11 protein-coding genes are annotated in these 16,107 nt (G+C 38.8%); 2 read left to right on the top strand and 9 right to left on the bottom strand.

What is annotated here, in order from left to right; translation table 11 throughout:
• Positions 1–208 precede the first annotated feature (208 nt).
• Positions 209–2,884 (bottom strand): type I DNA topoisomerase, encoded by a 2,676-nt coding sequence (gene topA / locus B6A32_RS06780; protein WP_085302222.1) that lies wholly within the window; start codon positions 2,882–2,884, stop codon positions 209–211.
• A gap of 397 nt (positions 2,885–3,281) precedes the next feature.
• On the opposite strand from topA, the gene B6A32_RS06775 reads away from it, so the two are divergent.
• A complete protein-coding gene (locus B6A32_RS06775) occupies positions 3,282–4,388 on the top strand; it encodes an arginase family protein (RefSeq protein ID WP_085302220.1) in 1,107 nt (368 codons plus the stop codon).
• A gap of 76 nt (positions 4,389–4,464) precedes the next feature.
• Here B6A32_RS06775 and B6A32_RS06770 read toward each other — a convergent pair whose 3' ends face one another.
• Positions 4,465–6,984: an Ig-like domain-containing protein gene (locus B6A32_RS06770; protein ID WP_085302218.1), complete on the bottom strand. Its 2,520-nt coding sequence runs from the start codon at positions 6,982–6,984 to the stop codon at positions 4,465–4,467.
• Between the two features lie 462 nt (positions 6,985–7,446).
• On the opposite strand from B6A32_RS06770, the gene B6A32_RS06765 reads away from it, so the two are divergent.
• A complete protein-coding gene (locus tag B6A32_RS06765; RefSeq protein ID WP_085302216.1) occupies positions 7,447–8,799 on the top strand; it encodes a dicarboxylate/amino acid:cation symporter in 1,353 nt (450 codons plus the stop codon).
• 139 nt (positions 8,800–8,938) lie between these two features.
• Here B6A32_RS06765 and kdsA read toward each other — a convergent pair whose 3' ends face one another.
• The 7 genes from kdsA to hemA form a co-directional block, all read right to left on the bottom strand.
• Positions 8,939–9,781, bottom strand: a complete 843-nt coding sequence (gene kdsA / locus B6A32_RS06760) for a 3-deoxy-8-phosphooctulonate synthase (protein WP_085302214.1) — start codon at positions 9,779–9,781, stop codon at positions 8,939–8,941.
• A 106-nt stretch (positions 9,782–9,887) separates the two neighbouring features.
• On the bottom strand, positions 9,888–11,150 hold the full coding sequence (locus B6A32_RS06755) for a DUF819 family protein (protein ID WP_085302212.1): 1,263 nt from the start codon (positions 11,148–11,150) through the stop codon (positions 9,888–9,890).
• Positions 11,151–11,223: 73 nt separating this feature from the next.
• A complete protein-coding gene (locus B6A32_RS06750) occupies positions 11,224–12,024 on the bottom strand; it encodes a SirB1 family protein (RefSeq protein ID WP_085302210.1) in 801 nt (266 codons plus the stop codon).
• A 23-nt stretch (positions 12,025–12,047) separates the two neighbouring features.
• A complete protein-coding gene (locus B6A32_RS06745; RefSeq protein ID WP_085302208.1) occupies positions 12,048–12,422 on the bottom strand; it encodes a SirB2 family protein in 375 nt (124 codons plus the stop codon).
• Positions 12,423–12,466: 44 nt separating this feature from the next.
• Positions 12,467–13,306 carry a peptide chain release factor N(5)-glutamine methyltransferase gene (gene prmC / locus B6A32_RS06740; RefSeq protein WP_085302385.1) on the bottom strand — a complete coding sequence of 280 codons (840 nt, stop codon included), beginning with the start codon at positions 13,304–13,306 and terminating at the stop codon, positions 12,467–12,469.
• A 50-nt stretch (positions 13,307–13,356) separates the two neighbouring features.
• The gene (gene prfA, locus B6A32_RS06735; protein WP_085302206.1) at positions 13,357–14,445 is read right to left on the bottom strand and encodes a peptide chain release factor 1; all 1,089 of its coding nucleotides are present in this window, start codon (positions 14,443–14,445) and stop codon (positions 13,357–13,359) included.
• 328 nt (positions 14,446–14,773) lie between these two features.
• Positions 14,774–16,045 (bottom strand): glutamyl-tRNA reductase, encoded by a 1,272-nt coding sequence (hemA, locus tag B6A32_RS06730; RefSeq protein WP_085302204.1) that lies wholly within the window; start codon positions 16,043–16,045, stop codon positions 14,774–14,776.
• Positions 16,046–16,107: the final 62 nt, after the last annotated feature.

Raw genomic sequence — 16,107 nt, 5'->3', positions numbered from 1 at the left:
AGTTCAGGTTACTTAGTAAATCAAATGATAAGAGCTACGCTTTGTTGCTGGCATTGTGCAACTTAAACCTTCTTATACCAATTAATAAGATTATTTTCGCGATTTTGCAAATGCTATAACTACCAATACCGCAGACATAAAAAAAGCGCTCAATGAGCGCTTCTTGTTAAAGGTAAACTAAGTATTTTTTGATACGGCTTAGTTTATACTACGCCGTTTTTTTTGGTTTAGGCTTTGCTTTGGGCTTTGCTTTCGCCTTTACAACCTTTTTCTTAGCCAGCTCTTCAATCCATTTGCCATCAATATACTTAGCATTCCAACCTGTCGCTTTACCTTCAACTTCGGTCATAACATATTGCGACTTAGTTTTACGGCTATAACGAACAACGGCTAAGTTGCCTTCAGGGTCTTGTGCTGGTGCATCGGCAAGATAATAAAACTTCTCTGATATTCTATCTCTAAAACGCGCTAACTCAACCACTTTAGGAGCACGTGTTTCACGTGAACGAGGGAAAGTATTAGCCGCAAGGAAAATACCCGCAGCACCATCGCGCAGCACAAAGTGTGCATCAGACTTTTCACATTCTAGCTCTGGTAATTGCACCGGATCTTCTTTCGGTGGCGCAGCTTCACCATTAGCGAGTAACTTACGTGTGTTTTTACATTCACTGTTTGTACAATCAAAGTATTTACCGAATCGGCCTGATTTAAGTTCCATTTCAGATTCACAACGATCACATTCTAAAATAGGTCCGTCGTAACCTTTCAGCTTAAATTCACCCTTTTCTACTTCAATACCATCACAAACTGGGTTGTTACCACAAACATGTAATTTACGTGTTTCGTCGATTAAGTAGCTATCCATTGCTGTGCCACATTTTTTACAACGATGCATCGCACGCAATGCTTCTGTTTCTTGGTCTTCAGCTAAAACACTTACCGCTTCTTCACCAGGTGTTAAGTTCATGGTTGTGGTGCAACGTTCTTTCGGTGGTAAGGCATAACCAGAACAACCTAAAAACACACCCGTTTGAGCAGTACGAATACCCATTTTACGGCCACATGTTGGGCAATCGATATCGGTTAAAACCGGTTCGTTATTGCGCATGCCACCTTCTTCAGTCGGCATGTCGGCTTGACCGAGTTGTTTGGTGAAATTTTTATAGAAGCCGTTAAGTACATCTTTCCAGTCTGTTTTACCGTCAGCTACTTCATCAAGCTCTTGCTCCATGTTGGCAGTAAAGTCGTAGCTCATCAGGTTTTTAAAGCTTTCTGATAAACTATCGGTAACAATTTCACCCATTTTTTCAGCGTAAAAACGTTTTGACTCTAAACGTACGTAGCCACGATCTTGAATGGTTGAAATAATAGATGCATAAGTAGAAGGACGACCAATTGAACGCTTCTCTAACTCTTTAACCAATGAAGCTTCACCAAAACGTGCTGGTGGCTTAGTAAAGTGTTGAGTAGGATTAAGTTGTTCAAGTGTTAACGTTTCACCTACTGATAAATCTGGTAAATGTTTATCATCACCTTTTGATAATTGTGGATGAACACGAGTCCAACCATCAAATTGCATAACACGGCCTTTCGCTTTTAAATCAAAACCAGAAGCACCAACCGTAATAGTACTTACCGTGTAGCGAGCAGCGGTCATTTGACACGCTACAAACTGGCGCCAAATAAGGTCATATAATTTTTTCGCATCAGCTTCAATACCTTCCATAAAGGCAGATTCAACTTTAACATTAGATGGACGAATCGCTTCATGCGCCTCTTGAGCATTACCTTTACTGTTATATACTTTTGCCTTTTCTGGCAAGTAGTTATCGCCAAAGTTATCGCTAATATAACCACGACACATTTCAACCGCATCTTTACTCAAATTGGTTGAATCGGTACGCATATAAGTTATGTGGCCCGCTTCATACAAACGTTGAGCAAGTCCCATGGTGCGTTTAACACCAAAACCTAATTTAGTACTTGCCGCTTGTTGTAAAGTTGAAGTAATAAATGGAGCCGACGGTGTACTTTTTGAAGGTTTATCGTCGCGTTTATTAACCGTAAAGGCAGCTGCCTTTAATATTGCTAAGGCTTTATTTGTGTCGGCTTCGTTCGTTGGTTTAAATGCTTTACCATTTTCATGGGTTACATCTAACGGAAAATCTAAACCTGCAGTTGTTTTGGTATCCGCTGTAACTTCCCAAAACTCTTTAGGATCAAAAGCTTTAATTTCACGTTCTTTTTCAACAACAAGCTTTACCGCAACAGACTGAACTCGGCCAGCAGATAAGCCACGAGCTACTTTTTTCCAAAGCAATGGACTTACCATAAAGCCCACAACACGGTCGAGAAAACGTCTTGCTTGTTGAGCATTAACGCCTGGCATACTTAATTCGCCAGGGGTAGAAAACGCTTGTTGGATGGCATTTTCAGTTATTTCATTAAACACAACACGTTTATATTTATCGTCGTCGCCGCCAATAATTTCTTTTAAATGCCAGGCAATCGCTTCTCCCTCGCGATCCAAATCGGTTGCGAGATAAACCGTGTCTGCAGCACTAGCAAGTTTAATTAATTCTGCAACGACTTTTTCTTTACCTGCGAGTATTTGATAATTTGCTTCCCAATCATTCTCAGGATCAATACCCATTCGATTAACCAGTGCTTGTTTATCACGTTTAGCTTTATATTTTGCTTTCGCGGCAGGTGCCATTTTTCGCACTTCAGCAGGAGATTTAGCCGCAACTTTTTTACCGGTACTGCTATGCGGTAGATCACGTACGTGCCCTACACTCGATTTAACAATAAAATCTTTACCAAGGTATTTGTTAATTGTTTTCGCTTTGGCTGGCGATTCCACAATTACCAGAGATTTTGCCATAATATTTTATATTCCTACTAAGCTGACTGTGTCAGTTGCGTCAAAGTTATTTGCACCGAGTGACTTAATATTGCGCGAGCAAAATATTAAGACAATTTGCAATCATGAATAAAACTAAGACGAAAAATTAAATTTGAGACTGAAATTACTATTAGATATATCTGTAAATTAGTAAACTGACAAGCAAAAAATTTTTATATATATGCCTTTTTACAACTTTTAGCTATAATGATGCGAATTTTTCGGCGCCATCATAATAGACTTTTTAGCAAAATTTAAGGGCTGAAGGAAAATAACTTCAGTTTTTCACCTGTTATAACAATTTTTTACAATCACCCAGGTAGATTGCGTTCATTTAAGTGAATTTCAATACCTATTAACTAGGAAGAGAATATACATGACGACTTCATGGTCAACCTTTAAAAATAAAATCAGCCAGTGTTTATGCCCACCAGGTAACGGAGTTTTTACCGTTAACACAGCAAAAGAACGCAAGGAGCGTTTACATAACGCCTTATTTGGCCAATCAGACAATATTGAAGCGCTATGGCAGCAAAGTGTAGAAAAGCTGCCAGAATCGACTAATGCGGTGATTCTAGGCATTGCTTCAGATTGTGGTGGAGGTATTTTGCGTGGCGCTAACTGGGGCCCTTTATTTGTTCGCTCAACACTATTAGAACAATACCCGAATTTAAATGCCTTTGATTTAGGTGATGTGCGTGTTATTCCACATTTACTTCATGATAAATACCTAAATGAAGCAACGATAGCGAACTGTCGAAAAGCGCTTTATCAAGATGAAAACAGCGCATTTCCAGTAAGCCCATTAACGATAACTGAAGATGTATTACATGACTTTTACGCTGAGTTCCCGAAAAAAGGAATTTTTGGTATTGGTGGTGATCATTCAGTAAGTTACCCGTTAACTAAAGCGTATTTACAGGCGAAAAAGAAACAAGGTATTCGTGCGGCGATTATACACTTTGACGCTCATACTGATTTGTTAGTGGAACGTTTAGGTATCGACTTATGTTTTGGTTCGTGGTGTACCCACATTTTAGATGACTTAACCGATCACCGTGACTTAATTCAAGTGGGTATTCGCTCAAGTGGCAAACCTAAAACACATTGGGAAAGCACTTTCGGCGTGAAACAGCATTGGGCTCATGAAGTCAAAGAGCAAGGTGTTGAGGCTATCATTGCAAAAATCATCAAACAATTAAAAGATGATAAAGTAGACGAAGTTTATGTCAGCTTTGATATTGACGCACTAGATGAAACCTATGCTTCAGCAACAGGCACACCAGAGCCTGATGGTTTATCGCCAAACGAGTCAATGCAAATATTACGTGCCGTAGCAGCACAATGCCCTATTACGGGTGCTGATATGATGGAAATAGCGCCATTTACTGATAGCACTGGCTTAGGTGAAGAAAGCAGAGATAGAACGCTTGCAGCAGGCGCTGAGATTTCAGCCTTCCTAATTGAAGAAATGAATAAATAGGCAAAATAGTTTATAAAACTGCATAAGAAAAAGCCGCTAATTTAGCGGCTTTTTTGTTTTCAGGCAGTTCAATTCGTTATTGAATCACAATACTAACTGGGCTCAATGTTGTTGTTAACCCTAACGGACTCTCAACTGATATTTCCAATATACCACTCTTAGGTTCAGCTTCGCCTTTTATAGCCACACCAAAACTACTACCACCATTGCTTCCATCACTTGGCCAAGTAAAACTACTTGTTCCAACTACAGAGCCAACACTTGCAGTGAAAGATACAATAGTACCGGCAGGCATAGGTTGGTTATGAAAATCAGCAATAATCATACTAACAGTACCTGTGCTTTCACCAGCGATATATAAGGTTGTATCCGTAGAGTCAAAGTCCGCCGACGTATCTGATATCGCGTCATTTGTAGCCGTTAATGTTATATAAGGTGAGTTACCCGACATAATAATAAAGGTTGAACCACGAACATTTGTTGATACTTTTTGGCTTTTCTTGGTAGGGTCTGTTTCATCATCAGGATCAGCACAATATTGATTCGCTGTTTCAGTACCTGGGTTTGTTACATCGTTAAAGCCACATAGAATACCGTTATAAGCTGCATCCTCAGTATCAAAAACGCCATTATTATTAAAGTCAGTAAACTCTTCTAGTTCACCGCCTAATTCACCACTAGTTTCAGCCGGGTTAAATACACCATCTTCATTATGATCTACAAAAGCTTCTTTTAGATCATAAGGTAAGTCACTTACGTTTAAACCTTGAAATAATGTGTATTCACTTTCATCAAATCGACCATTACCATTTTTATCAGGAAATGATTCTTCGCCAATCGCTGTCGCTAATATAGAGGCACGACCACCATACTCTTGACCTAAGTAGTTTTTGTTATTTGCTAACGGCAAGCGCGCACAAAATATGCTGGTATCAGCATCATCAGCTAAGGTACAAAAACTCTGCGTTAATACTTTACCTGCAGGTCTCGGGCTTTGACTGCGCCACATAACACTACAAATGCCGTTGTCGGTTGTACATGATGCTTCAATTGAACCGCCTTCTGTAGTAAAGCTAACTGCTGTTCCATCTGGTACTGGGTTATTAAAGGCATCAGCCATACGAACCGTAACAGGCACTTCAATACCATCTGTGTTCCATGCTTCTGGGTTTGCTTCGCCACGTGCAATGCTGAAACTGTCTTGATCAGGTAAACCAGTTGAAACTACAAGTAAACTCGACTGAGTAAAAACAACCTCTCCACTTAAGGTTTCTGTTGAAGCAGTTACGCGCACACTTGTTGGCACTGAGCCTGAATTAACAACTGTTTGAACTGTTCCTTGCGCGTTAGTAGTAGCTTGCACTTGACTTAACGTAATGCCACCAACATCTGTATTTAGCGCAAAATTTACAATACGGTTATTATAAGCATTACCGTCCGTATCTTTAACTTTAAAAATAACCGTTGAGCTCTCAGAGCCGCTCACGATACCTGCACCAACAATGCCAATATTATCAGGCGTAGCTGAGACAAATTCAATACTACCAATATCTGCTGCTAATACATTAATTGTCGCATTGGCTGATAAATTGATACCGCCTGCATTGGCAGTAACATTAATTGGATCGTCACCTGTACAACCTGTAGCTAAATAAGTACTGGTTGCAACACCGTTTGCCGTGGTAATAGGGCTACTTAATGTCGCAAGCGATTGCGTAGCACATGCAGAAGAAAAATTAACTTCTACCGGTTCAGTAAACAAGTTACCTTGGTCATCAATAATAGATACTGATATTACACTTGTACCACCAGCAGAGACTTGCGCTAAGCTAACCTCAGCAACACCTTCTACAAATGGTGTTCCACTACCCATGGTGACAGATGAAGAACCAACCACAAATAAAACTTGACCTGTTTCACCACTCACTATCGAAGCGACAATGGTGCCAGCGCCTAAATTGTCTCCAGCAAAAACGTCTACAGTTGCTTCCCCGTCACTATTGGTAAGCGCAGAAGCAATTGGGATTTCACCCACTGTGGTAGTAAAACTTACGATAACTGGCGCACTAATACCATTGATTGTGGCGATAGCTTTAGCGGGTTTTGAAGAAGTTACTGTATTAGTTGCATTACCATCAGCATCAACTAAAGCCACAGTAATATTAATATCGCCTACAACATTTATATCATCACCTTGGGTAGTAAAGCCCAAAGGTGTTGTAGAGCTTTCGCCCGACGATATCGAGGCCGATATTTCACTCGCACCTCTGACACTACCAGCAGTTAACGTAATTGTAGCAATGCCACTATCGTTAGTTAACGCGGTACCTGATGTAGGCGAAAATGAACCTAATCCAGTTTCAAAAGTTACCGAACGTCCAACGACAGGCGTTGTTCCTTGCATAACTGTTGCAGTAACAGTAGCTGGTTCAGCGCCGGTAACTGTTGTATCTGAAATAGCTAAGGAAATTGTTATAGCGTCTGGTGTACTACCATCGCTGCCATCGGTAGTTTCATCGAATCCACCACTACTGCCGCCACAACCCACTAAGGTTGCAAACAGTAAAATTAAACTAAAGCGTTGAAGTAGCGCCATAAAAAGCATCTCCTGGTAATTTTTTTATCAACTTATTCCATCTTAACCGAATTTTTATAAAAAGGTCACTGAATAACTAAAAAAACATAATATATTCATTGGTAATGATTTTTTAGCAAGTAAAACAGTTGTATTTCACCCATAAAATTAAAGTTCAAGATACTTACTTTAACGCTATTTTATTTTAATTAATTCGCGGTATATCTTTATCAAAATAAGGTGAGCATAGACTGATAAGATGATTAAGGCAGTTTTCATTTTTAGCTCAATTAAAATAAAGCGATTTAAGCATCAATAAAATTTAAGAAATAACCTAACTTAGTTAATATTTAGTCAATTAAATAGTTAAGTAAGCCTAAATACGAATTATCGGTTAAATTCAACTACTGAGAGGCTTTTATCATTTGATTTATGTCCTTAGCAACAACATAATAAGGAATCGTTCAATAAAATTAAAATAATATGACTGAAAAAAAGCAAGCAAGTTTAACCACTAGAATTGTTACCGGTATGGTTGCAGGTATTCTCCTTGGTTCGTTTTTCCAATGGTTAATGCCTGATGGTTCAGATCTAGTTATCCCTTTATATCTCTTTGATTTTTCAATACGTGGCTTTTTTGTAGATGGTGTTTTTGAGGTCATCGGTCAAATATTTATTGCCAGCTTACAAATGTTGGTGGTGCCATTAGTTTTTGTTTCTTTAATTTGTGGCACCTGCTCCCTTAAAGATACCACTAAGCTTGGTAGAATTGGTGGTAAAGCCATTGGCATGTATTTGTTAACCACTGCCATCGCTATTAGCTTCGCCATGAGTTTAGCGCTACTGGTTAGCCCTGGAGAAGGTGTAAATATGGTTGCCGGTTCAACGTTTACTAGCCGAGAAGCTCCTTCGCTAGCACAAGTATTAATTCAAATGTTCCCAAGTAATCCATTCGCTGCTTTTGCACAAGGCAATATGTTACAGGTGATTATTTTTGCTTTATTGTTTGGTATTGCTATTGCCTTATCAGGTAAAGCCGGAGATCGCATTGCTGCTTTATTTGAAGACATGAGCGTTGTTGTTATGCGCCTAGTTACGATATTAATGAACATTGCACCTTATGGCGTGTTTTGTTTATTGGCTGGTTTGTTTACCGATGTATCTTTGAGCACTTTTGGCAACTTAATCGAGTACTTTTTAGTCGTAGTTTTTGCATTGTTATTGCACGCATTTATTACTTACCCTGTTTTACTTAAATTACTAACCGGTTTAAATCCATTAATTTTCTTGAAGAAAATGCGTGATACCGCCATCTTTGCTTTTTCTACTTCAAGCAGTAATGCCACTTTACCTATCACACTAGAAACAACCACCAAGAAAATGGGGGTTAAAAACTCAATAGCATCATTTACAGTTCCTTTAGGCGCTACTATTAACATGGATGGCACCGCAATTATGCAAGGTGTGGCTACAGTATTTATAGCCCAGGTATTTAGTCAAGATTTAACCCTGACTGATTACTTAATGGTGATACTAACCGCAACGCTCGCTTCAATTGGTACCGCTGGTGTACCTGGTGTTGGGTTAATTATGTTGGCCATGGTACTTGAGCAAGTAGGACTACCTGTTGAGGGTATTGCTCTAATTATAGGTGTAGATCGCTTACTCGATATGACACGAACAGCAGTTAATGTTACAGGTGATAGTATGGTAACTGTGGTTGTTGGTAAGTCTGAAGACCAATTTGACGAAGCGGTATTTAACGACCCTGATGCAGGTAAAAATATTGAAGAAATAGATTTTCATGATTTAGATAAAGCAAGTAATGATAAATAATATCGAGTTAAATTCAGCTTGGACATTATGTAGGACAGCACCAAGTTGAAAAACACCCACGAAAAAGGCGCTAATTAGCGCCTTTTTATTATTCCAGATAACTTACCTTACTTTAAAAAACAAATAACTTGTAGTGTATTTACCCGGTAATAAGCGGTTCAAAACCCTTCACTAAATCGTCAATAGCTTTCATTTGAGCTAGGTAAGGTTCAAGCTTATCTAATGGTAATGCACACGGGCCATCACATTTCGCGGTTAATGGGTCTGGGTGTGATTCAATAAATAAACCGGCAATGCCAATTGCCATACCACTACGTGCTAATTGTGCAGCTTGAGCACGTCGCCCATCGGCTGAATCTTCTCTGCCACCTGGTTGTTGTAAAGCATGTGTGGCATCGAAAATAACCGGTGCATAGTTCTTCATTTCATCCATGGCTAACATATCAACAACTAAGTTATTGTAACCAAAACAGCTACCGCGCTCACAAAGAATAATATCTTCATTGCCCGATTCAGCAAACTTTTTAATGATATGACGCATTTCGTGAGCGGCAAGAAACTGAGGTTTTTTGACATTAATAATCGCCCCCGTTTTTGCCATCGCCACGACTAAATCTGTTTGACGCGCTAAAAATGCAGGTAACTGAATAATGTCAGCCACTTCAGCAACAGGTGCAGCCTGATATGTTTCATGCACATCAGTAATAATAGGTACATTAAAGGTTGATTTTATTTCTTCGAAAATCTTTAAGCCTTCATCTAAACCTGGACCTCTGTATGAGTTAACCGATGAACGGTTAGCCTTATCAAACGAAGCCTTGAAAACGTAAGGTATATTAAGCTTTTGGGTTACTTCAACATAACGTTCGGCAATGGTCATCGCTAAATCACGTGACTCAAGCACATTCATGCCACCAAAAAGTACAAAAGGTTTATCGTTTGCGATTTCAATATCGCCAAGTGAAATTAATTGTTTTGTCATAATATTTCCAAAATATGTGATGCCAAGTTGATTAATTAGCGGTTCATTCTCAAAGAGAAAGAGTAGAACACTTAATTAATCAAATTGGTCTTAAAGTTAATCGCTATTAGCTACCAACAATTCTTAACAATTGGCCACATAACCATGCCATATATGTACCTAAAGCATAGCCCAGAACTGCGAGTAAAACGCCTACCGGTGCAAGTGAAGGATGAAAAGCCGATGCAATAACCGGTGCCGATGCTGCACCACCAATATTAGCCTTACTACCAACGGCTAAATAAAATACCGGTGCTTTAATAAACTTACCAACCGCAAACAATAAGATCACATGCACTGCCATCCAAATTAAGCCTATAACCATATATTTAGGCGCTTCAACAATTTGAGTGATGTCCATATGCAAGCCGATAGTGGCTACCAATACATAAAGAAAGCTGCTGCCAACTTTTGATGCCCCAACAGCTTCTAAATTTCTTACCTTAGTAAACGAAAGCGTTAAGCCAATAGTTGTTACTAAAACAATGATCCAAAATAATTTACTGTGTAAGCTAAATTTCTTTAGTTCTGGATAGTTATTTTGAAAAAATGGTACTAAATAATCAGCAGCAAAATGGGCTAAACCAGCGGCACCAAAACCAACAGCAAGAATAAGCATATAGTCTTTCAGCTCAGGTTGTTTGGAGTTTTCGCGCGTTTCTGCTTCAACCTTTTCGATCAATCGGTCAATACTAGAAGTGTCTGCGCCATTTTTAGCATCAATACGTTTATGGTTTGCCGCCATATAAAGTAAAGCTGCCATCCAAATGTTAGCAACCACAATATCAACAGTCACCATGATGGTAAATATATTACCGTCAGCGCCATAAATTTCTTTCATGGCAAGCATATTAGCGCCGCCGCCAATCCAACTACCTGCTAAAGCGGCCATTCCACGCCAAACAGCGTCAGGGCCCGTTACGCCAATTAACTCAGGCCATACAGCAGAAACTATCAATAAGGCTAATGGCCCACCAATAATAACGCCGACAGTACCCGTTAAAAACATAATAACGGCTTTGCTACCTAAACCTGCTATCGCTTTAATGTCGATACTAAGCGTTAACAACACTAAACATGCCGGCAACAGAAAATATTTCGCTACTTCGTCAACTTGGCTTACTTCAGCACTAACAATTCCAAACGTATTTAATAACGATGGTAATAAGTAACACATTAATAATGCGGGTACATATTTATAAAATGAACGACAAGCGGCATTGCTACTGTTTGATGTATAAAAAACCAAGCCTAGAATTAACGCCAAAATTCCGAGCACCGTGGCATCGTTAGTGATTAATGGCGTGTTTGCCAAAACTGTATCTTGCATTACTTATCCTTTTAATTTACTGAATTTACTTAGTTATTATTTTTATATTGTATTTCTAACCGGTAAATTTTTATTAGTGCAGTATCGTATCTGAAATTGAAATTTTATCTAGTTGTTGCTTTAACAATTGAGCAGCGGGATCTTTTGGACACTGCTCAACAAAGTATTGATAGTCATCATATGCAACTTTAAAACAGTCGAGCTGGTGCAATAAATAACCACGGTCACGACGTTCAAAAGGATCGTCTGGGTTCAGTGCTAACAACATATCAACACACTTTAGTGCGTTACTGTATGCTTGCTCACGAATAAACGCCGCTTTTAAACTTGTAATATGCTCAAGCACCAAACTTTCTTGCTTCATCACATCTAAAGTCACTTCAAAGGGGTCACCTGAAATTTCACTCATGCGAATATCAAGTTCATGCCAATTTAAAGATTCGCCAGTTACGGGGTCAAATATAATGGCGTAATTATCATCACATATTATTCTCAACATGGCTTTTTCTGGTACAAAAACGATATCGGCCTTACAGTCACAACTATTTGCTACATATGCAATGAGCACCGCTTTTAATACCGGTGAAATTAGCTTATGTGTTAATGCTGATGATGTTTGAAATGAAATTACCGGCCAGTTTTGTTGCTGGTTATCAATGAATAACTGATCAACAAACAAGGCATTAATCAGCACTTCAGCGCGCTCTACTGGCTCTTTAATTTCATCGGTTTCTGCTTGGCAATAAGCAACAAGTTCATCTAACTCAGATTGAACCGTGGTATTTTGACCAAAAATAAACGCTTCTACTAATAGAAAGGTTTGTAGTAATTCATTTTTTTCAGATTTAATTTCTGATAACAACAATTCGTTCATGCATACTCTATTAAATTTTATATTTATAAGCCCGCTAGAAACACAGTTTCCTTACTTATCGCAATGCGTACAATTAGCATCACCCAGCCTATCGCGCCTAAAAAGCCAATAATTTGCATGGTTCGATTACGCGCCAATTTCAAGGTGTAATAGCCTGTAAAAATATAAGCAAAAACGGCTAATAACTTTTCAGCTAACCACAATTGTTCGGCTGGGTTTATCGCTAACTTGATTGATAAGGCGATACCGAGACCAAGCAGTAATGTATCGATAATATGTGGGGCAATTTTCAGCCATTTCAATGACAATTTATTCGAATTGACTAAGGTTAAAGCAAAGCGAAAGGTAAACAGTAAAATACTGATCACAGCTACGGTCATGTGTAAGTGTTTAAGCATAATGAACTCCATTTGGTTTATTGTTATTCTTATTGATTTAGAATTTACACTGAGTAACAAGCAAGTGTAATGCGGTCGTTGTTACTATAATCTTTAATTGTTTCAATTTCGCTATAAGCAAAATCAGCCAGTATTTGCTTTACTGCAAGGCTTTGTTCAAAACCGTGCTCGATATACAAAAATCCACCAGCATTTAAAAATTTTCTCGCCTGGTTAGCTATTACCTTAATATCGGCTAAACCACTATCTGCTGCCACTAACGCAGTTTTAGGCTCATACCTTACATCACCTTCGCTTAAGTGATGATCATTGGCGTCAATATAAGGTGGATTGCTAACAATAATATCAAAAGATTTATCTGCAGAAACACAGCTAAACCAATCACTTTGATAAATATCTACATGAGATAAGTTTAAGTTTTTTGCATTGCGTTTAGCAAGTTCAACTGCATCGTGATTAAAGTCTATCGCCTCAATAATCCATTGCGGCTTCTCTGATGCCAATGCTAATGCAATTGCCCCTGTACCAGTGCCTAAATCCAAACACGTTAAGTTTTCGTTTACGTGTTGAGATAACACCTGCTCAACTAGTACTTCGGTATCGGGACGAGGAATTAACGTAGCAGGAGATACTTGAAATGGTAAAGACCAAAACTCGCGCAAGTTAACAATATAAGCAATAGGCTCACCTGCAACTCTGCGAAGCATTAACTCAATAAAGTGCTTTGCTTGCTCTTGAGATAATTGTTTTTCTGGCCAGGTTAATAAAAAACTACGCTCTTTATTAATAACGAAGCAGATTAAAATTTCAGTATCTAATTTTGCGCTATCAGATTGAGGCGACAAAAGTTCTTCACCGTAAGCAATTAAATTAGCTAGGGTCATCGACGATACAAGTTCAATCGATAACCCCTTTGTTGCTACAGACTTAATCACTAATTCTGCTCAGCAAGCTCTGCCAATAGATCAGCCTGACTTTCTTGCATGATAGGCTCAAGCACTAAATGCAAGTTGCCTTCCATGATCTCGTTTAAACGATAAAGCGTGAGGTTGATACGGTGGTCACTCATGCGCCCTTGCGGGAAGTTATACGTACGAATTCGTTCAGAGCGATCACCACTAGCGACTAGATTACGGCGAGATGACTCTTCAGCACTGCGACGTTTTTCATCTTCGGCTTGTTGCAAACGCGCTTGCAATACAGACATAGCTTGCGCGCGGTTTTTATGTTGCGAACGCTGGTCTTGACATTCAACAACCACACCACTTGGAATATGCGTAATACGTATAGCAGAGTCTGTTTTGTTAACATGCTGTCCACCCGCTCCTGAGGCGCGGAAGGTGTCTACTTTCAAGTCTGCTTTATTAATTTCAATTGCTTGTGATTCTGGAATTTCTGGCATCACAACGACAGTACATGCAGATGTATGCACTCGACCTTGAGATTCAGTTTCTGGCACACGCTGTACCCGGTGTCCACCTGACTCATATTTCATTTGTCCGTATACACCAACGCCATTGACCTTAGCAACAATCTCTTTAAAGCCGCCTTGTTCACTTTCGTTGGAATTCATTAATTCTATTTTCCAGCCTTGCTTTTCAGCGTAGCGACTGTACATACGAAATAAATCACCAGCAAAAATAGCCGCTTCATCACCACCCGCGCCTGCGCGAATTTCAACAAAGCAATTGTTATCGTCTTTAGGATCTCGAGGTAATAACAAGATTTGCAACTCACCGGTCATTTCTTCTACCGCTTTCTTCGCTGCTTTATACTCTTCTTGCGCCATTTCGCGCATATCAGGGTCTTCATCTTTCAGCATTTCTTCTGCGGTAGCAAAGTCATTTTCAGCATCTTGGTAGGCATGAAACGCCTTTGTAACCACTTCTAATTGTGAGAATTCTTTCGATAAGGCTTGGAACTTTTCTTGATTCGAAATAGTTTCAGGATCAGACAATAACGCTTGAACTTCTTCAAAGCGTTCGACAAGTATCTCAAGTTTTTGGTAAACAGATTTATTCATTAAATGATCTTATATAGTCAATAATTGATGAATTGTGCCAATTTGATTAATTTACTGGGCTACTTTTTTATAAGGTAAAATGGATAAATACAAGATATAAACATTAGTAAGTTATTATTATACTTATAAATTTTATAACGCTGTGGTTTTTCATCTTAACCGTTAACTATGAGCAGCTCATTAATCAACGTGGTATTACCTGCGCATTATATTCGACTAAGCCAGTAATTAGCAGTGATTTATACAAAATGGATAAATAAATACTTATTTATCTGTTAGAGAAAGTTTACTTTTTTGAGAGAAAACAGAAAAAAGCTAAACAATATGGCTATTCTTTATGATGGCGAATATCAAAAATATCACGTAAATAAACAAGTCGATCTAATTGACCACCTTGTGCAGCAGATTGAATAGCACTCGTAGGGGCATGCATAAATTTATTCGTTAGTTTAGTGGCAAGCTCAGCAATAACCGCTTCAGGATTTTTATCTGCGGATAATTGTTGCAGCGCTTTTTCTAATAATTGATCGCGACTTTCTAAGCACTGTTTACGATAAGAAATCACCGTATCTTGTGTATTTAAGCCCCGAAGCCACGACATAAAACTAGCCGATTGATCGGATACTATGCCTTCAGCCAATACGGCTTCTTTACGACGATTATCTAAATTTTTTGAAATTATATTTTGTAAATCATCAACAGTATAAAGAAACACATCTTCAAGATCAGAAACTTGCTCTTCAATATCGCGCGGTACCGCTAAATCTACCATAAACATAGGTCGATGCTTTCTTTTGGTTAACGCTTTTTCTACCATACCTTTACCGATAATAGGTAAGGTACTGGCTGTTGAGCTGATAACGATATCTGCGCTGGCCATCATTTCAGGGATCTGTGCAAGCGTTATAACATCAGCACCAAATTTATTTGCCATATTTTCTGCACGGCTAAGTGTCCGATTGGCAACAGTAATATGGCCAACGTTATTTTCATACAAATGTTTAGCAACTAATTCAATCGTTTCACCAGCGCCTACCAGCAATACTCTAGTTTTGTCTAAACTCGCAAAAATATGTTTGGCTAAGTTAACAGCGGCAAAAGCTACCGAAACGGCGCTAGCACCAATTTCAGTATCGGTTCTAACTTGTTTTGCAACACCAAAAGTACGCTGAAACAATCTATCCATAACCAAAGCCATTGAGCCAGCAGCTTTAGCTTGTTTATAGGCTTGCTTCATTTGTCCTAATATTTGCGGTTCACCTAATACTAAAGAATCTAAACCACAAGCAACACGCATCATATGATTAACTGCATGTTGATCTTTATGCCAATATAAACTGGGAGATATGGTTGATGCTGGTACATTATGATGTTGCTCTAACCAGCGTACTAAACGTTCTTGAGTTAAGGTTACATCACCGTCTTGAACAATATATAACTCAGTACGATTACAGGTTGATAAAATAGCAGCTTCTTTACAGTCTACTGAGTGGATCAGTTCCTGTAATGCCGAACTCAGGTTATCAGGGTTAAATGAAATTTTTTCCCTAACAGCAACCGGTGCGGTTTTATGATTGATACCTACTGCAACTATCGACATATAAATATATTGAGTCCAAAAATGGTTAATAACCGGAAAAAGCAAGACAAATGTTAAATAAT

It is taken from the genome of Colwellia polaris, assembly GCF_002104515.1.
In the GTDB taxonomy this organism is placed as follows: domain Bacteria; phylum Pseudomonadota; class Gammaproteobacteria; order Enterobacterales; family Alteromonadaceae; genus Cognaticolwellia; species Cognaticolwellia polaris.
Note: the sequence above shows the minus strand (reverse complement) of the source record. Positions and strands in the feature narration are given on the sequence as shown.